The sequence below is a fragment of the Aeromonas sp. QDB31 genome (genome assembly GCF_027707605.1).
In the GTDB taxonomy this organism is placed as follows: domain Bacteria; phylum Pseudomonadota; class Gammaproteobacteria; order Enterobacterales; family Aeromonadaceae; genus Aeromonas; species Aeromonas media.
This window is the reverse complement of sequence record NZ_JAPCIX010000024.1, coordinates 1-18,610: the sequence shown is the minus strand read 5'-3', so window position 1 is coordinate 18,610 and position 18,610 is coordinate 1. Positions and strand designations below refer to the sequence as shown.

At 62.0% G+C, this 18,610-nt stretch carries 13 protein-coding genes; 8 read left to right on the top strand and 5 right to left on the bottom strand.

Features of this window, described 5'->3' with window-relative positions; genetic code table 11:
* Positions 1-10: 10 nt before the first annotated feature.
* Positions 11-1,099, top strand: a complete 1,089-nt coding sequence (gene aroC, locus PG898_RS18025) for a chorismate synthase (protein WP_270824280.1) — start codon at positions 11-13, stop codon at positions 1,097-1,099.
* Positions 1,100-1,181: 82 nt separating this feature from the next.
* On the opposite strand, the gene PG898_RS18020 is transcribed toward aroC, so the two are convergent.
* Positions 1,182-1,994, bottom strand: a complete 813-nt coding sequence (locus PG898_RS18020) for a substrate-binding periplasmic protein (protein ID WP_408750785.1) — start codon at positions 1,992-1,994, stop codon at positions 1,182-1,184.
* 313 nt (positions 1,995-2,307) lie between these two features.
* Between PG898_RS18020 and PG898_RS18015 the strand changes: the two genes are divergently transcribed.
* Positions 2,308-3,708 carry a DEAD/DEAH box helicase gene (locus PG898_RS18015; RefSeq protein ID WP_005326024.1) on the top strand — a complete coding sequence of 467 codons (1,401 nt, stop codon included), beginning with the start codon at positions 2,308-2,310 and terminating at the stop codon, positions 3,706-3,708.
* A 94-nt stretch (positions 3,709-3,802) separates the two neighbouring features.
* On the opposite strand, the gene PG898_RS18010 is transcribed toward PG898_RS18015, so the two are convergent.
* From PG898_RS18010 to cra, 3 genes are all read right to left on the bottom strand, one after another.
* On the bottom strand, positions 3,803-4,189 hold the full coding sequence (locus tag PG898_RS18010) for an MAPEG family protein (RefSeq protein ID WP_042650149.1): 387 nt from the start codon (positions 4,187-4,189) through the stop codon (positions 3,803-3,805).
* Positions 4,190-4,383: 194 nt separating this feature from the next.
* Positions 4,384-5,577, bottom strand: coding sequence for an aromatic amino acid transport family protein (locus PG898_RS18005; protein ID WP_043131751.1), 1,194 nt, complete (start codon positions 5,575-5,577; stop codon positions 4,384-4,386).
* A 303-nt stretch (positions 5,578-5,880) separates the two neighbouring features.
* Entirely contained in the window at positions 5,881-6,879 is a 999-nt protein-coding gene (cra, locus tag PG898_RS18000) for a catabolite repressor/activator (RefSeq protein WP_161507206.1), read from the bottom strand.
* A gap of 306 nt (positions 6,880-7,185) precedes the next feature.
* Here cra and fruB point away from each other — a divergent pair, with 306 nt between their 5' ends.
* The 3 genes from fruB to fruA are packed head-to-tail and all read left to right on the top strand — an operon-like array spanning position 7,186 to position 11,008.
* Complete coding sequence (fruB, locus tag PG898_RS17995) at positions 7,186-8,286, top strand: fused PTS fructose transporter subunit IIA/HPr protein (protein WP_043131754.1); 1,101 nt, start codon at positions 7,186-7,188, stop codon at positions 8,284-8,286.
* Positions 8,286-9,275 carry a 1-phosphofructokinase gene (gene pfkB, locus PG898_RS17990; RefSeq protein ID WP_043131755.1) on the top strand — a complete coding sequence of 330 codons (990 nt, stop codon included), beginning with the start codon at positions 8,286-8,288 and terminating at the stop codon, positions 9,273-9,275. The genes fruB and pfkB overlap by 1 nt, the downstream gene beginning before the upstream one ends.
* Positions 9,272-11,008 (top strand): PTS fructose transporter subunit IIBC, encoded by a 1,737-nt coding sequence (gene fruA, locus PG898_RS17985; protein WP_043131756.1) that lies wholly within the window; start codon positions 9,272-9,274, stop codon positions 11,006-11,008. The genes pfkB and fruA overlap by 4 nt, the downstream gene beginning before the upstream one ends.
* A 104-nt stretch (positions 11,009-11,112) precedes the next feature.
* Here fruA and PG898_RS17980 read toward each other — a convergent pair whose 3' ends face one another.
* Positions 11,113-12,123 carry a LacI family DNA-binding transcriptional regulator gene (locus PG898_RS17980; RefSeq protein WP_270824279.1) on the bottom strand — a complete coding sequence of 337 codons (1,011 nt, stop codon included), beginning with the start codon at positions 12,121-12,123 and terminating at the stop codon, positions 11,113-11,115.
* Between the two features lie 223 nt (positions 12,124-12,346).
* Between PG898_RS17980 and PG898_RS17975 the strand changes: the two genes are divergently transcribed.
* From PG898_RS17975 to PG898_RS17965, 3 genes are all read left to right on the top strand, one after another.
* Positions 12,347-14,095, top strand: coding sequence for a class I mannose-6-phosphate isomerase (locus PG898_RS17975; RefSeq protein WP_270824278.1), 1,749 nt, complete (start codon positions 12,347-12,349; stop codon positions 14,093-14,095).
* Positions 14,096-14,203: 108 nt separating this feature from the next.
* On the top strand, positions 14,204-15,907 hold the full coding sequence (locus tag PG898_RS17970) for a PTS transporter subunit EIIC (RefSeq protein WP_270824277.1): 1,704 nt from the start codon (positions 14,204-14,206) through the stop codon (positions 15,905-15,907).
* Between the two features lie 63 nt (positions 15,908-15,970).
* The gene (locus tag PG898_RS17965; RefSeq protein WP_270824276.1) at positions 15,971-18,538 is read left to right on the top strand and encodes a glycoside hydrolase family 38 C-terminal domain-containing protein; all 2,568 of its coding nucleotides are present in this window, start codon (positions 15,971-15,973) and stop codon (positions 18,536-18,538) included.
* Positions 18,539-18,610 lie beyond the last annotated feature (72 nt).

Below are 18,610 nucleotides of genomic sequence, written 5' to 3'. Positions count from 1 at the left end.
AGGAGCATCCATGGCAGGGAACAGTTTTGGCCAACTCTTTCGGGTCACCACCTTTGGCGAGAGCCACGGCCTCGCACTCGGCGCCGTGGTCGACGGCTGCCCGCCGGGGCTGGAGATAAGCGAAGCGGATCTGCAAATCGATCTGGACAGGCGCAAGCCCGGCACCTCCCGCTACACCACCCAGCGCCGCGAAGCGGACGAAGTGAAGATCCTGGCCGGGGTGTTCGAGGGACGCACCACGGGTACCTCCATCGGGCTCTTGATCGAGAACACCGATCAGCGCTCCAAGGACTACTCCGAGATCAAGGATCTGTTCCGCCCGGGCCACGCCGACTACACCTATCACCAGAAGTACGGTCAGCGTGACTACCGCGGCGGTGGCCGCTCCTCGGCACGTGAGACCGCCATGCGGGTGGCGGCGGGGGCCATCGCCAAGAAGTACCTCAAGCAGATGCACGGTATCGAGATAGTGGGCTTTCTCTCCCAGCTCGGCCCCATCAAGGCCGAGGCCTTCGATGCGAGCCAGATCGAGCAGAACCCCTTCTTCTTCCCCGATGCGGGCAAGCTGGAGGCCCTCGACGAGTACATGCGGGCGCTCAAGAAAGAGGGCAACAGCATAGGCGCCAAGGTGGCTGTCATTGCGCGCAACGTGCCGGTGGGCCTGGGTGAGCCGGTATTCGACCGGCTCGACGCCGACATCGCCCACGCCATGATGGGCATCAATGCGGTGAAAGGGGTCGAGATAGGTGACGGTTTCGCCGTGGTGGAGCAAAAAGGCTCGGAGCATCGCGACGAGATGACCCCGGCCGGCTTTGCCAGCAACCATGCGGGCGGCATCCTCGGTGGCATCTCCTCCGGCCAGGACATAGTGGTGAGCATGGCGCTCAAGCCCACCTCCAGCATCACTGTGCCGGGCAAGACCATCAACACCAGCGGCGAGGCCACCGAGATGATCACCAAGGGGCGCCACGATCCTTGTGTCGGCATCCGTGCCGTGCCCATCGCCGAGGCCATGCTGGCCCTGGTGCTGATGGATCACCTGCTGCGCCACCGTGCCCAGAACCAGGGCGTGCATACCCATACCCCGCTGCTGCGCTGATCTGCAAGCAGCGCTGTTAGCTGATCACCATGCTCGGCAAAAAGGCGACCCTAGGGTCGCCTTTCTCGTTTGTGCGGGGTTCTCAGCCCTGAGCCCCTTCCTCCCGGGGCTGGCTGCCATCAAAACGGCACTCCGGCGGGGCAAATGCCGTGTCCAAAGGGGGGAGGGCGGCGATGGCCGCATCGATGCGGGCGAGCTCCTCTTCGCTGACCGTCTCCCTGGCCAACATCAGGCTGACCGGCTGCTGGTGCAACAGCACCTGACACAGGGTGAACCCCTCTGCCCCTAGTTGGGCCAGCCGATGCCGGGCGTATTGCCACTCGATGATGACCCCATCGAGTCGCCGCGCCAGCAGGAGGGCGATCAACCTGTCGTCCGAGTTGTATTCGCTCGCCTGCCGAAGGGAGGGGCAGGCGTCGCTCAGAGGCAGGGGACGGGTGCCCCGCAGCTTGCCAAGGCGCAGCCCGGTCTGCTGGCACAGGTCTGCAAGGTGCGTTATTCCCTGCCAGCGATCGGTGCTCCCGGGCGCAGGCTTATGGCTGAGCAGCACGAAGCTGGCGCGCCGGTACGGGGCCGAGAAGCGGGCAAAACGGGCCCGCTCCGGGGTCTTCAGGGCCCCCATGGCGATATCCAGTTGCTGGCGTGCCATGAGGTGAAGGGCCCGGGCCCAGGGGAGGTTGCGAAATGCGGGCTCAAGATCGGTGCCGCGGAGGATCTGGCGGGTCAGTGTCACGTCCAGCCCGCCGAGTTCGCCATCGGCCTCGATCTGGCTGAAGGGTGGCCAGTGGCTCCAGGCCACCGACAGTGTCTCTTTGGCGCCCAGAGGCAGGTTCGGTGCGAACAGCAGGCCGAGGCTCAATGCGCAGTGAATAGCGGTCTGGATATGTTTCCTGATCAAGCAGAACCTCCCTGTTCTGTGTCGTGGATCCCTGAGTACGTGTCCCAAGGTGGAACGGGTCCTGACGAGCGTCATCATCGCCATTCTGCCCCGCCATAGTGGGCTTTTCCACCCAGGCTGGGAGGCGTATCACATTTTTCTCGTGTAACGGCGCCAACTCCGTTAGACTGCGCCTCTATTCTTTCCCCTTTGCTCTGCTCCCCGGGGAAATCGTTGTTTTCTCTATAGGCCCAGATCCTGTGAGATGGCATCGGCTCAGCAGAGGAGCCCCACCACAGATCCCCGGCGCCCCTATCCCTAGCAGGTAACTATGAGTTTTACTTCCCTCGGTCTGGCCGAACCCTTGTTGCGTGCCGTTGCCGAGCAAGGCTACGACACCCCGTCTCCCATCCAGCAACAAGCGATCCCGGCCGTCCTGGCTGGCCGTGACCTGATGGCCGCCGCCCAGACCGGGACCGGCAAGACCGCAGGCTTTACCCTGCCGATGCTGCAGCGCCTCACCGAGAGCAAGCGCAAAGTATCCCCGAACCGCATTCGTGCCCTGGTGCTGACACCGACCCGCGAGCTGGCCGCCCAGGTAGGCGAGAGCGTGCGCAACTACGGCAAGCACCTGCCGATCCGCAGCCACGTCGTCTTCGGCGGCGTCAGCATCAACCCGCAGATGATGGCAACCCGCCGTGGTCTGGACGTGCTGGTGGCCTGTCCGGGCCGCCTGATGGATCTCTACAACCAGAACGCCGTCAAGTTCGACGAAGTCGAGATCCTGGTGCTGGATGAAGCGGACCGCATGCTCGACATGGGCTTTATCCGCGACATCCGCCGCATTCTGGCCCTGTTGCCGAAGAAGCGCCAGAACCTGCTCTTCTCCGCCACCTTCGCCGAGGAAATTCGCGAGCTGGCCACCGGCCTGCTGGACAACCCGGCGGTGATCGAAGTGGCGCCGCGCAACAGCACCGCCGAGCGTATCGAGCAGCTGGTGCACCCGTGCGACAAGGCCAACAAGATCGCGCTGCTGAGCCACCTGGTCACCAGCAACGACTGGCAGCAGGTACTGGTGTTCACCCGTACCAAGCACATGGCCAACCGCGTTGCCGAGACCCTCGACAAGAACGGCGTCAGCGCCGCCGCCATCCACGGCAACAAGAGCCAGGGTGCCCGTACCCGCGCCCTGGCCGGTTTCAAGGAAGGTAGCGTCAAGGTGCTGGTCGCGACCGACATCGCCGCCCGTGGTCTGGACATCGACAAGCTGCCGCAAGTGGTCAACTTCGAGCTGCCGAACGTGGCGGAAGACTATGTGCACCGCATCGGCCGTACCGGCCGCGCCGGCGCAGCCGGTCACGCCATCTCTCTGGTCGCCGCCGATGAAGGCAAGCTCATCAAGGCCATCGAGCGTCTGACCAAGCAGAACATCCCTTGCGAGCAGGTGGCCGGTTTTGAAGCCTCCCGCGAGACCCTCGACAACATCGCTCGTGGTATCGGCGCGCCGCTGCGCAAAGAGCCCCGCGATCCGAGTGAGCAGCGCCGTGCACCGCGCCCGCAGGGTCAGGGTCAGCGTCAGGGTGCCGGTCGTTCTGCCTCCAATGGCAATGCAGGTGGTGCCCGTACCGGTAACGGTGGCAAACCCAAGCCGCAAGGTGGTCAGCGTCCCGCCGATGGCGCCGCCAAACCGGCCCAGGCTCGTCGTCCCCGCCGCGCCAGCCACAACCAGTAAGCGGCTCGGGAGCCAGGCTCCCCGGCTGTTCGGTTGCTAAAAAAGCCCCGCCAATCTGGCGGGGCTTTTCTCGTTCTGGCCGGCAGTGAAATGGTCAGGGAATGATTGCCGTGATCAGGATATGAGCCGCGCACACCAGGATCACGCCGAAGGTCAACCCCATCCCCACCACCCGGTAGCGGAAGTTCTCCGGCGTGCGGCTCATGCCAAAGGCGTGACAGAGGCGACCGCACAGCAAGCTGGCCCCCAGCAGATGGATGAGCCAGGGTGTCTGGCTGGAGGTTTCGACAAAATAGATGAGCAGCAGGGCCAGGGGAACATACTCGGCAAAGTTGGCGTGCACCCGCATGGCCCGCAGCATGGCGGGATCATCGCCATGCCCCAGCGCCACTCCCCGACGGTGGCGGGTGCGAATGGTACGCTCGCCGAGCAAGACAAAGAGCAAGGCGAGCAGGGCCGCGTAGATGGGCACTATGGTCATGATATCTGGCTCTCGAGTGGATGTGTTTGCCTGGATATTGCTTGGCGCCTCAATGGCTTGCCTCTGATGGTAGCAGCAGGATGTGGCGAGTGGCGCAACCAGCTGCCGAGGGCGCCTGGGACCAGATCACAAAAAGCCCCGCCAACTTATGCTGGCGGGGCTTTTCAATGTGGGGCATTCAAGGCGGGTAAGGATCAGAGCGCGGGCAGCATGCCGAGGCTAACGCTCACCTGGACGCCGACGATCAGCACCCCCATGGCGCCGGCGAGACCCAGCGCAACCACGCCGCCCGGAACCCGGTAATGGTGAGCGGCGGCCTGCTTGCGGCTTTGCCACACCAGAGCCACTGGCAGCAGCACCGCCAGCACCGCTAGGGCGATGGCGGCGTAACCCAGCGCCATGATGAAGCCCTGCGGGAAGTAGAGGGCAAACAGCAGGGGCGGCACGAAGGTGATCATGCCGGTCTGGCTGCGGCCCTGCCAGTTGTCCTTGCGGCGGGTCACCTTGGCCATGAAGTCAAATAGCCCCAGCGTCACCCCGAGGAAGGAGGTGGCGAGCGCCAAGTCAGCAAAGAGATGCATCGCCTGATTGAAGGCGGGCCAGTTCACCAGGTTGCCGACGCTGGCAAGCAGGCTGTCGAGCGCCCCGCCGGTCTGGATCAGGCTCTGCTGGCCGAGCAGGCCGAGGATGGCTACCTGCCACAGCACGTAGAGGATAAGCGGCAGGGCAGAGCCCCACACGAAGACTCGGCGCAACTGCTTGGGGCAGTCGCCGAGGTAGAGCATGACGCTCGGGATGGAGCCGTGGAAACCGAACGAGGTGAATATGACTGGCAGCCCCGCCAGCAGCAAGCCCTGGCCGAGCGGCATGGAGAGCAGGTGCTGCCCCTCGGCGCGGGGCAGCAGCAGCGCCAGCACCCCTACCATGATCACCAGTTTGACGGTGAACATCAGTCGATTGAGGTAATCCACTTGCTTGGTGCCCACACACACCATGCCGCCAAACAGCAGGGTGAAGGCCCAGGCCGCCTGCTCCTGGCTGACGGTGGTGCCCGCATCCGCCAGCGCCTGGGCCAGCAGGCTGCTGCCGCCGCTGATGTAGGCGGAGGCCAGGGAGTAGAACAGCATCAAAATGCAGAAGGAGGCGATGCGCTTGCCCCAGGGGCCGAGCAGGTGATCCGCCAGTTGGTGCAGGTACCACTTGCCGGTATTGAGGCTGGCCTCCACCTGCAGCATGGCGGTGAAGGCCATCAGGGCCCAGAGCCCGATCATCAGCGCCAGGGTGGCGGGGCCGCCCAGAGACGAGGAGGCCAGCGGCAGGGCCAGCATGCCGGCGCCTATGGTGGTGCCGGCGATAAGCAGCGTACAACCCAGGGTTTTGGTATTCATGGTGTGCATCCAGATAGAGAAACTGCGTAGTAAAAAAAGCGTGCCAGTGGCGGAGTCGGCCAGGTGCCTCCGAGGGCGGGACCGGAGGCTAGCAATATCGGAGTGGACGCATCGTTACGAAAAATCCGTGGGTTGTAAAAGATGGTTGCCACGTTAACGGATCAAAAAAGTGGAAACAAGCCTGTAAAGGCGGATTTTGTACTGCGAGGTGGCAATAGGTGGAAATAAAAGATGACAGCAGACGGTGTTGACTGGTGGAAAAGCGCGCCGGCGTGGCAGGAGAGCGCCGGCACGTGAGGGGCGTCAGCGGCGACGCTTGAGGGTGCGGCTCACACAGTGCAGGCCAGCGCGGTAGTGGCCGTTGATGGCCTCGAAGGCGAGGGCAAGGGCCTGGGCAGCCAGGGCGTCGTGCTGCTGGGGCAGGGAGTTGATGCCAAAGGGGAGGAAGTCCAGCAGCCGATCGTCCCCGAAGGTGGCCATGGCAATCTGGCTCATGTCGGCCTCCTGCTCCAGCAGATAGTCGAGCACCCCCTCCATCAATATGTAGGAGGTGGCGACCAGCGCCTCGGGCAACTGGCCGAGGCGCTGGTGCAGCTCTTTGATCAGGCGATAGCCCTCGACGCGGGAGAAGTGGGCCCCCTCACAGACATGGGGTGTCAGCAGGGCGGCGCTGGCGTGGCTGCTCAGCGCCTGCTCGAAACCGGCGCGGCGCTCCTGGCTGATCGTGAGGCCTGGCAGCGCGGTGATCAGCGCCACATGGCGAAGGGTGGTGGTGAGCAGGGAGGCGGTGAGATCGCAGCTCGCCTTCTGGTTTTCACTCGCCACAGTGATGAAGTGGTCGGCGGCCAGGGCCCGATCGATGGCCAGGATTTGCACACCATGAGCTTGCTGCTCCCGATAGAAAGGGTCCGCCGGCGGCAGGCAGCTCGCCACCAGCAGCGCATCCACATGGCGGCTGACCAGCATTCTGGCCAGCTCCTTCTCGGTATCCGGCTCGTCTTCCGAGCAGACGATCAGCAGCTGATAGCCCTGAGCCCGCGCGCCCTGCTCGAGGCGCTTGGCGAGTTTGGCATAGCTGGCATTCTCAAGGTCCGGCAGGATGAAACCCAGGGTCCTGGTCTGGCCGCCGCGCAGGGAGGCGGCGCGGCTGTCCGGCTGATAGTTGTGGGCATGGACCACGGCCATCACCTTGTCACGGGTGGCCTGGCTGATGCGATATTGATTCGCCTTGCCGTTGATCACATAGCTGGCGGTGGTACGCGAGACACCGGCCAGGGCGGCGATTTCATCCAGTTTCATCATATTGGCTCTGTTTGAGTTGCAAGGCCCGCGACGGTTTCAGGTGGGGGCACCGAAAAGTGTGCGCGGGATCATATCATTGAAAAGCACTCTCCGTGGGATCTTGAACAATTGGCTGAAACGATTCAGTCTTAGTGTAAGTGAAACGATTCAGCTTGTCAGTAAGCGATGAATGTTCGACCAGGAAATGCCGAGATGGCCCACCTGGGGGGAGATTCCCGTCTATTGTCAGCAGGCAAATTACCCGAAATCCAAGTTGAGTTGAGCCGGTGTGCCGCGAGGCGAAGCCGGACCTGATGGAGAATCTCTATGTTGAAGTTGGCGCGACAGCAAATCCTGCTGGGACAATCGGTGGCGACCAAGACGGACGCCATCGCCCTGCTGGCAGGCAAACTGACCGACGCGGGTCTGGTGGAGGCCGGTTATGTGGACGGCATGCTGGCGCGGGAAGCCCAGCACGCCACCTACCTTGGTAGCGGCATCGCCATTCCCCACGGCACCACGGACACCCGTCATCTGGTCAAGAGCACCGGCGTCATGGTGGCCCAGTTCCCTCAGGGGATCGAATGGGATGAGGGGCAGATTGCCTATGTGGCCATCGGCATCGCCGCCAAGTCCGACGAGCATCTGGGCATCTTGCGCCAGCTCACCCATGTGCTGGGTGACGAGCAGGCCGCCGCGCAGTTGAGAGAGGCCACCGATGAAGAGACCATCATCAACATCCTGACCGGTGCAAGTGCGGCGAGAGAGGTGCAATACCTGACCCTGGCGGACTTCCCGGCCGACGATCGCGACCAGCTGCTGCTGGGAGCCGCCGCCCGCGCCAAATCCGCCGGCTGGGGTGAGGCCGCCATGGTGACCTCCCTGCTGGCAAGCGAGCCCGCCTATCTGGGGGATGGCGTCTGGCTGGCCCGTGCGCAAGCGACCCAGACCGGCTGGGTGCTGGCAACCCCGAGCAGCGCGCTCAGCGCAGGGGATCTGCCCGTCAGCGCCCTGCTACTGCTGTGCGCCGCTGATGCGGGTCATCTGGCGCAGCTCGACAACCTGGCCAAGCTTGCCGCCGCCGGTCAGCTCGGGACGCTCGCAGGGAGCGACGGTCTGGCCATGCTGCAGGCAGGTCCGGCGAGCGGTCTCTCCGACACCTTCACCATCATCAACCCCCATGGCCTGCACGCTCGTCCGGGCGCCATGCTGGTCAAAGTGGCCAAGGAGTATGCATCCGACATTCGCGTGGCGAACCTGGATGGCAGCGGTGAAGCCGTCTCCGCCAAGAGCCTGATGAAGGTCATCGGCCTGGGCGTCAAGTGCGGCCATCGTCTCGCCTTCCGCGCCGAAGGGACCGATGCCGAGGCGGCCCTCAAGGGGATAGGCGAAGCCATTGCCGCCGGTCTGGGTGAGGGGGCGCACTGATGGACATCGTCACCATCACCCTCAATCCTGCGCTGGATCTCACCACCCGCCTGGGCGCCATGAGCCTCGGCGAGGTAAACCTGGTGAGCGAAGCCAACTTGCGCGCCGCGGGCAAGGGGATCAACGTCGCCATGGTGCTCAAAGACCTTGGCCGTGACGTGGGCCTGACCGGCTGGCTCGGGACTGACAATCAGCAGAGCTTCGTCTCCCTGTTTGAAGCGCGGGCCCTGGACGATCATTTCGTGCGCGTGGCAGGCAGCACCCGGATCAACGTGAAGATCTCCGAGCAATCTGGCCGGGTCACGGATCTCAATCTGCCGGGGCTCACCGTGCATCAGGCTGAAGTGGCCGCGCTGGAGGCCGAGATAGAGAAGCTGGCGCCACGCGCCGACTGGTTCGTGCTGGCGGGCAGCCTGCCCAAGGGTGTCGAGCCTGGCTACTGCGCCCGTCTCATCAGCCTGCTCAAGGCCAAAGGCAAGCAGGTGATCTTCGATTGCAGCGGCGTGGCCCTCACCGAAGGGATCAAGGCTGCGCCTACCCTGGTCAAACCCAATCTGGAGGAGCTCAGCCAGTGGGCCGGTCGCTCTGTCGAGACCCTCGCCGAGCAGGCCGAGTGTGCCCGTGCCCTGCAGGCCGCGGGGATCCCCCATGTGGTGATATCCAATGGCGCTGACGGCCTGGTCTGGTTTGGCCCCGATGCCACCTGGCAGGCCATTCCGCCGCGCATGCCGGTGGTCAGCACGGTCGGTGCCGGCGACTCCCTGGTGGCGGGATTGGCCCATGGCCTCAGCCTCGGCTGGGCGCTGGAGCAGACCCTGCGTCTGGCTACCGCCGTCTCGGCACTGGCGGTGAGCCAGGTGGCGGTCGGCTTTGACGATATCAAGGTACTCACCCCCTTACTCGAGCAGGTGCGCGTGCAGCGTCTGGATGACCTGGCACCGGCTCAATCCAACCCCCTTTCGATGACACACTCAGGAGATGCCCAATGAAAGCAATTCTGGTTACGGCTTGCCCGGCGGGCATTGCCACCAGCTTTCTCGCTGCAAAACGGATAGAACAGCAGGCCAAACTGGCGGGCTGGGAGCTTATCCTCGATGTCGGCTCCAGCGTACAACCCCGCCAGGTTCCCTCGAAAGAGCAGATTGCCGCCGCCGACCTGGTGCTGGTGGTGGCAAGTGCCCCGGTGGATCTCGCCGCCTATGACGGCAAGCGCCTCTATCAGGGAAGCATGGATCTGGCGCTGCAGGATCCTGCCGCCCTGCTGGAGGCCGCCGCGAGCGGTGCCAGCCTCTATCGCCACCAGGCTGCGCCCGCCGTTGCCAATGCCGCCGCCAAGGCTGCCAGCGGTGCCAAGCGCATCGTTGCGGTCACTGCCTGTCCGACCGGGGTGGCCCACACTTTCATGTCGGCGGAAGCGCTGGAGACCATGGCCAAGCAGCTGGGTCATCAGATCCGCGTCGAAACCCAGGGCTCGGTCGGTGCCCAGAACGCCCTGACCGCGGACGAGATCGCCGCCGCCGATCTGGTGTTCCTCGCCACCGACATCGAGGTGGACATGGCCCGCTTCGACGGCAAGCCCGTCTATCGCACCAGCACGGGCGCTGCCCTGAAGAAGACCCGCGCCGAGCTCGACAAGGCGTGGACAGAGGCGAAGACCTATCGTCACAGCGGCGCTGCCGCGGCCAAGAAAGAGGAGAAGGCTGGCCCCTACAAGCACCTGCTGACCGGTGTCTCCTTCATGCTGCCCATGGTAGTGGCCGGTGGTCTCATCATCGCGCTTTCCTTCATCTTCGGCATCGAGGCGTTCAAGGAAGAGGGGACGCTCGCGGCGGCCCTGATGAAGATCGGCGGCGGCTCCGCCTTCGCCCTGATGATCCCGGTACTGGCCGGTTACATCGCCTACTCCATCGCCGACCGTCCGGGTCTCGCCCCCGGCATGATTGGCGGTATGCTTGCCAGCTCGCTCGGCGCCGGTTTCCTCGGCGGCATAGTCGCCGGTTTCCTCGCCGGTTACAGTGCCAAGTACCTGAGTGACAAGGTGCGCCTGCCGGTGACCCTGGAAGCGCTCAAGCCCATCCTCATCATTCCGTTGGTGGCCAGCCTGTTTACCGGCCTCGTCATGATCTACGTGGTGGGCGGCCCGGTGGCCGGCATCATGAATGCCATGACCGAGTTCCTGAACAACATGGGCTCCGCCAACGCCGTGCTGCTGGGTGTCATCATCGGCGCCATGATGTGCTTCGACATGGGCGGTCCGGTCAACAAGGCGGCCTACGCCTTCGGGGTCGGCCTGCTCGCCTCCAAGACCTATGCCCCCATGGCTGCAGTGATGGCCGCCGGCATGGTGCCGGCCCTGGGGATGGGGATCGCGACCTTCCTGGCCAGCAAGAAGTTCATCAAGGCGGAGCAGGAAGCGGGCAAGGCCTCCTTCGTGCTGGGTCTGTGCTTCATCTCCGAGGGGGCAATCCCGTTTGCGGCCAAAGATCCGATGCGGGTCATCCCGGCCTGCATGGTGGGCGGCGCCCTGACCGGTGCGCTCTCCATGCTGTTCGGCTGCGAACTGGTGGCGCCCCACGGCGGCCTGTTCGTGCTCTTCATCCCGAACGCCATCAGCAACGTGCTGATGTATATCGTGGCGATTGCGGCGGGGTCGCTGTTGACCGGCGTCTCCTACGCCATGCTCAAGCGCGGCGAGGAGCAGGCCAAGCTGGCAACGGCCTGATTGACGTCCATCCGATGAATGACAAGGCGGCCTGCGGGCCGCCTTTTGTTTATGACAGAGACCTTGCTTGGCCGGGCTGTAGGTGCACGGGCCACTGAAAGGAATCAGGCCTGGCTGCCGCAGGATTGGCGCACCACCAAAGTGGGCGGCAGGATCAGGCTCTTGGCGGGTTCATCGTTGCCGGCGATGCGCTCAAGCAGCAGCTCGCCGGCCTTGCGGCCAAGTTCCCTGGCCGCCACCGAGACGGTGGTCAGGGCCGGCTCCACCAGCGCAGTTTCCGGCAGATCGTCGAATCCCACCAGGGCGAATTCCTCGCCTATCGCCCGGTTCAACCGCCGTAGGGCCAGCATGGCCCCGAGTGCCACCACGTCCTGATAGCAGACCGCCGCCGTCACCTCGGGGTGATCCTCCAGCAGCCTGGCCATGGCTTGGGTGCCTTCGGTGCGGCTGGCACCGCAGCCGATGATCCACTCGGGCTTGGGGGAAATGCCGTGCTCCAGCAGCTTGCTCATGTAACCGCCAAGACGCTGGGAGCGGCTGATGGAGGAGAGGGATCCGCCAATGAAGGCGATGTGGCGATGGCCAAGCCGGATCAGGTGCTCGGTCGCCAGCTGGCAACCAAGGAAGTTATCGGTACCGACGAAATCCAGGGCCACGTCTGGCACCTGGCGGACCACCAGGATTGTGGGGATCCGGCGTCTTAGCAGGCTGTCGAAAAAGCTGTGGGGGGTGGGCTGGGCGGCGCAGATAACCATGCCTGCGGCGTTGTTGCGCTGCAGGGAGTCCATGAACTGCTGTTGGCGCTCGGCTGACTCCTCGCTGTTGGCGAGAAACAGCATCAGATCATGGTCCTCCATCTCCCGGCTAAGGCCTACCGTCATCTCGGCATAGAAGGGGTTGGTGATGTCGTGCAGCAGCAGGCCGACCAGGTTGCTGCTCTTGTTGCGCAGGTTGGCGGCGGTCTGGTTGTAGACATAGCCCAGCTCATCGATCGCCTTGAGCACCCGTTGCCGGGTCTGCTCGGAGATCCGTCCCTTGTTGCGCAGAGTCATGGAAACGGTGGCGGTGGAGATGCCAAGGTGGCGGGCGATGTCGGCTACGGTCACATTACTCATGGGGTATTTTGTCTGTCGTGATGAGAAGTGATAGGTATATCGATTAACCTAGTGTGTGTCAAATGGTGATGGTTACCTGAGATTAACCTCTCATTTAATTTTATTTCCCTCGATATGAATCAAATACTGTGAGGTTAATCTTGTTTACCCATTATGTGTTGATGGTTAATCGATTTATCTTTCACCCCATCACAGTATGAGAGGTAAAGCGAAGATGAAAACCATGGGGTTGCCCAATTATGACAAATTCCCCGAAGTGAAGGTGAAGGGGTTCGATGACGCCGCCTGTCAGGGCTGGGCGAGCATAGCCCGGCGACTTCGCGAGGCGGTAGGTGAGATCGGTCGGCGAGTCCTGGTGATCGACAGCTACCACGGCGTGGATCTGGCGCAGATCAAGGGCTGGCTCACCGAGTCGTTTGGCGCGCTGCATCTGATCGAGGTCGAGCAGGCCCTGCTCCCCGAACCCCAGATTTTTGCCATGTTGGAGCGTTTCATCACCGAGGATCGGGTGTTTGGAGTCCTGGCTCCACACAAGATGAGTGAATTCTTCGATCCCGCCAAGCTGGCGGCCTTGCAAGCCGAGGTGGTGGCGGTGCAGGAGGGGTTGATCGTGGTGCTGGGGGGCGGCGCCTCGCTGGTTTGTCAGGGGGATGTGCGGGTCTATGCGGATCTGGCGCGCTGGGAGATCCAACAACGCCTGCGGCGCAAAGAGATCGGCAACTGGGGCGTCGACAACCTGGATGAAGATATACTGCGCCGCTACAAGCGTGCCTTCTTCATCGAGTGGCGGGTGTTCGATCGCCACAAGCTGGCCCAGTTGCCCGCTATCGACTTCCTGCTCGACACCAACGACAAGACCAACCCGGCCATGGTGGAGGGGGATGCTCTGCGTGGCGCCCTGCACCAGGCGGCCCATCAGCCGCTGCGACTGGTCCCCTTCTTCGATCCCGGTGTCTGGGGCGGCCAGTGGATGAAGGAAGTCTGTGATCTGGACCCCGCGCAGGCCAATTACGCTTGGTGTTTTGACTGCGTGCCCGAGGAAAATAGTCTCTATCTGCGCTTTGGCGACGTCCGGGTCGAGATCCCCTCCCAGAACCTGGTACTCAGCGAGCCGCGAGCCCTGCTCGGCGAGCAGGTACACGCCCGCTTTGGGGCAGAGTTCCCCATTCGTTTCGACTTCCTCGATACCATGGGCGGCCAGCACCTCAGTTTGCAGGTGCATCCCCTGACTGAGTACATCCAGCAAGAATTCGGCATGCACTACACCCAGGACGAGAGCTACTACATGCTGGATACCGCCCCCGAGGCTTGCGTCTATCTGGGGACCAAGGCGGGCATAGATCCGGATGAGATGCTGGGGGATCTCGCCGCCGCCGAGCGGGGAGACAAAGCCTTTGACGACGAGCGCTTCGTCAACTGCTTCCCGGCCAAAAAGCACGATCACTTCCTGATCCCGGCCGGCACCGTGCACTGCTCGGGTTCCGGTGCCATGGTGCTGGAGATTAGCGCCACTCCCTACATCTTCACCTTCAAGTTGTGGGACTGGGGTCGGGTCGGGATGGACGGCATCCCGCGCCCCATTCACCTCGAGCATGGTCGTCAGGTGATCCAGTGGGAGCGCGACACCGATTGGGTGGAGCAGAACCTGGTCAACTGCATCGAGCCTCTGGGGGAGGGTGAGGGGTGGCGCGAGGAGCGCACCGGCCTGCACGAGCGCGAGTTCATCGAGACCCGTCGCCACTGGTTCAGCGTGCCGGTCGAACACCACACCCGGGGCACCGTTCAGGTGCTGAACCTGGTGGAGGGGCGCGAGGCCACGGTGGAGAGCCCAGATCACGCCTTCGAACCTTTCGTGGTGCACTACGCCGAGACCTTCATCATACCGGCGTCGGTGGGTCCTTATCGCATCCGCCCGAGCGGAGAGAGCGAGGGGAAGATCATCGCCACCATCAAGGCCTATGTCAGAGGCTGAGACTCGAATTAGTACAATGATTTAAAAATATTCAGATGGGGCTATCTGCCATCCGTACCCTGCATGGCAGATAGCTTATTTCACGCACTTAGCAAGTTAGGTATAAATATGAATAAAGCCTTGTTGAGTAAACTGCAATTCTTCGCCAAGTCGATGTTATTTGCGGCTACCTTTGTCCTGCCCTTTGCAGCCATGATGATTGCAATCGGATCTGTTGGAATGAACGAGTCCTTATTGGGAGGCGTTCCCCTCCTGGGTCCGTTATTTTCCTTTATCGGAAAATATATGAACATGGCCGGTTGGGTTGTGCTCGGTAATTTGCCATTCTTCTTTGCTCTTTGTGTGGCTGCGGCCCTTACCAAAGAGAAACAAGCCGGTGCCATCGTCATCGCCGGCTTATTCTTTTTAACCTTCCACAAGATATTGGGTGAATTATCCCTAGTCTATTTCAGCCAGTTCAAGGGATTCGTCGATATTAAGGTGGCCACGGATCTGCTCTCGCCGGATAAGAACCCGGAATATTACAACCTGTTTGAGAGTGTCTTTGGCATAGTGACCATGCGGGTCGGCGTCATCGGCGCCATTATAGTCGGTGCTCTGGCTGCCCAGCTGTGGGAGAAATACAAAACCTTCGAGCGTTTGCCCATCTGGCTGGATTTCTTCAATGGTCAGCGTTTCACCGTGTTGATGACCTTCTTCTATGCTCTCGTATTGGCGTTGATCATCCTGTTCGTGTGGCCGCTGATCGGTATCGGTCTGGAGCACATCGCCCGTGCGGTAGAAAATTCGGGATCTTTCGTCGCGCCTTTCTTCAAGACCTTCCTGGAAGTAGGCCTGCGTACCGTCGGCATGCACCATATTACCAACTATGTCTTTGAATACACCCCGGTGGGCGGCACTCTCTACTCCACCCTGCAGCAGGTGAACCTGATCGGTATCGCCCAGGTCTGCCCGGCGCGGCTGGACGAGATCGTCAACCTGGTCAACCAGGGCCAGCAGGTAATGGCCATGGACGTGTTCAACAAGCCGAACATGTGCAACATCTTCTATGCCCAGGACATCACCGGCCTGTTTGCCCTACCGGGCGCCGCCATCGGCATGTTCTTCGCGATTCCCAAGGAGAAGCGCACCAAGAAGGTCAAGGCACTCTATGTCAGCACCACGGCCGCCGTCATCTTCACCGGCTTCGCCGAGCCGCTGGAGTTCATGTTCGTGCTGGTCTCCCCGATCCTCTACGTGGTGCACGTGTTGTTGCTCTCGACCTTCGCCATGATCCCGGACCTGCTCAGCTCCATCATGGGGGAGCCGGTCTTCACTTGGAAGATGTTCGGTCTGGTCAACGTGGTGGCCTCCGGGATCCTGCAAGTCGGCGTGGTACTGGGTCGCTGGTGGGAACTGGCACTCTGGTTTGCCGTCGGTTTCTGCATCACTGGCATCTATGCGGCGGTATTCCGTTATTTCGTGGTGAAGTTTGATATCACCGTATTTGGTCGGGAGCCAGATGGAGAAATAGAGGAGGAGCCGAAGAAAGAGAGTCTGCTCGGTAATATCGTCAGCAGCGACGATTCCAAATTCGCCAAGATAGTTGAAGCTTTGGGGGGCGCAGACAATATCATCTCAGTGGGTAATTGCTTCACCCGTCTGCGAGTTGAAGTCAAAGACCATAAAATGGTGAATAACCAGAAGCGGGTCTGGATGAAATTGGGGGCCATGGATGTGGTCGTTCTCGAGGGCGGCGTGCAGGCGATTTATGGTGCCAGCGTCGATCGGCTTAAGGCACAACTGGAAGATTATATCACCAAGCAAGCCTAATTAAATTCAAGGAGGGGAGGTGGCTCCCCTCTCAATAACACTTATCATGGGTATGTCGTAAAAATGAAAAAACTTGGCCACGTTGTATATCAGACCCACTGGGATAACGAATGGTATTTCACCGATCGCGAATCACAGGTGCAACTTGTCTACCACATGCGCGAAACCATCAAGATGCTGGAGGAGGGGGCGGTCGATCACTTCCTGCTGGATGGTCAGACGGCGATCGTCGAAGATTACCTCGCCCTCTGCCCGGAGGATCGGGGCCGGATTGAGGCCTTGATCAAGGCAGAACGTCTCTTTATCGGGCCCTGGCACACCCAGACCGAGACCTTCGCCGTGAGCGGCGAGGCCATGATCAACAACCTGCGCCTCGGCATCGAGTACGCGAACGCCCTGGGGGGATCCTCCATGGTCTCCTACCTGCCGGACAGCTTCGGCCACCCCGTGGACTTCCCGCAGATCTTCAACGGCGTCGGCATCACCAAGTTCTCCTTCCGCCGCGGTATGGGTGACAAACACGGCCTGCCGACCGAGTTCTTCTGGGACGGTCCTGGCGGCAGCCGGGTTATCACCAATGTTTTGATCGACGGCTATGGCTGGTCCTACGATCCCTTCTTCAACGGCACCCTGCTCTCCAAGGATCTGGCGTCCGAGTGCAAGACCAACAGCCTGACTCCCCTCGAGCTGGTGGCTAGCAAGTCGCCGTTCGACGAGTTCCTGCTGACCATGGGCAACGATCAGACGCCGATCCGTGAAGACTTCAAGGAGAAGCTGGCGGCCTACAATGCCGAGTCCGACGAGTACCACTTCGTCGAGACCACCTTCGATCGTTACTTCGATCGCCTGCAGGTGGAGTGTGGCGAGCGCCTGCCGAGCTACTTTGGTGAGTTCCTCGATACCCAGTACTCCCGGGTACACAAGTCCATCAACTCGGTGCGCTATGACGTCAAGCAGTTGCAGGACAAGATTGAACGGCTGATGACCTACAACCTGCAGCCCCTGATGGCGATGGCCGACAAGCTGGGACTGCCCTGGGAGCAGGGGTTGGTGGACGAGATCTGGCGCTTGCTGGCCCGGGCCCAAACCCACAGCGTCTGCACCAACACCGACCGCACCAACGCCCGCATCTTCGAGCGGCTGAAGATGGCTCATGAGCTAGCCGAGAGCACCCACGTCTATCTGCTGCGCAAGCTGGCGCTGAGCTGTGAGGTGACAGCCGGTCGCTCCCCCCTGATCCTGGTCAACCCCTTGCCCGAGGCGGACAGGGTCATCGCCCGCTACCGAGTGTTCACCGCGAACGCCGATTTCAGCCTCTGGATCGACGAGGCACCCGTCGCCTACGGCGTTGTAGCCCAGAGTCGTGACTACGGTGGCATCTGGCGCAAGGATGAGTCCTTGCACGACGAGCGCAAATACTACTATCTGACCGAGATCGAGGTGATGATCGATCTGCCGGCCTTCGGCTACAAGGTGCTCGAGGTGATGGACGGAGGCGAGCCGGCCGGCCGCAGCTTGGCACTGGCGTCCCCAACCGCCGTGATCGTGAACGAGTACTATCGGCTATGGGTGGCGGAGGGGGAGATCCATCTGTTCGATCGTCGTCTCGGCAAGGAGTTCACCAATGTGCTCAGCTTCGAGAACGACGGGGATGCCGGTGACAACTACGATCACTGCCCGCCCGAGCGGGACTGGTGCCTGGACCTCGATCTGGCCGGGGCCGAGGTGACGGTCACCGAGCTACCGCACTCCGCGACCTTGCGCCTCGAGGGGAGGTGGTGGGTGCCGAGCGATCTTGCGCACCGCGCCAAGCAGGAGGCCGATCGGGCCCTGCCATTTAGCCTGGTTCTGACCCTCAAAGAGGGGTCAGATGTCATCGGCCTGCAGATCAGCGTCGACAACCAGAGCCTGAATCACCGCCTGCGTATGCTGGTGAATAGCCAGATTGCCAGCCGCTTCTCCCGCGCCGGCACTCAATTCTTTGAGGTCGAGCGAGATACCCAACCGGCGGAGCTAGCCGACTGGCGGGAGAAAGGGTTCGTGGAAGAGCCGACCACGACCGAGCCCTTGCTCAACTACGTCTCCCTGATAGGGGAAGGGTATTACACCTCGGTGTTCACTCAGGGTTGCAAGGAGTATCAGGTGGTGGGGGAGGCGTTCGACAGGCTCGCCATCACCCTGTTCCGGGCCTGTGGTCACTTCGGTCTGCCGGATTTGTCACGTCGTCCCGGCCGGGCCAGCGGTTTGGCGGAGAAGATTATCCCTACCCCGGACAGCCAACTGCAGAAGTCGCTGAGCTTCGAATTGGCGCTGCACCTCGGTCAGCATTATGAGGCCAACCGAGTCCGCCAACGCTACGTGAAGTTTGCAGCCATCAACCCCTACTATCACGAGCAGTCCCTGTCGCGCACCGGGGAGTTCAACATCAGCTACTTCCACACCAACCCGCTGGGGTTCAAGGTGTCGAACAGGTTCAGCCTGGGAGAACTGCGGGGCTCGGAGGCGGTATTCAGCACCCTGCTCAAGAGGCCGGACGGCGGCTATCTGCTGCGGCTGTGTAACTGTGAAGGCAGAGCCATCCAGCCGGGGGCATTTTGCTCGGAAGAGGGAGGCGGCATGAAGGCCATGTAACCGTTCACCGGGACGGTGTTGACAGCACCAACTCCTCCGGGAACGGGTAGTCGGTTTTCTCGATGCAGGACC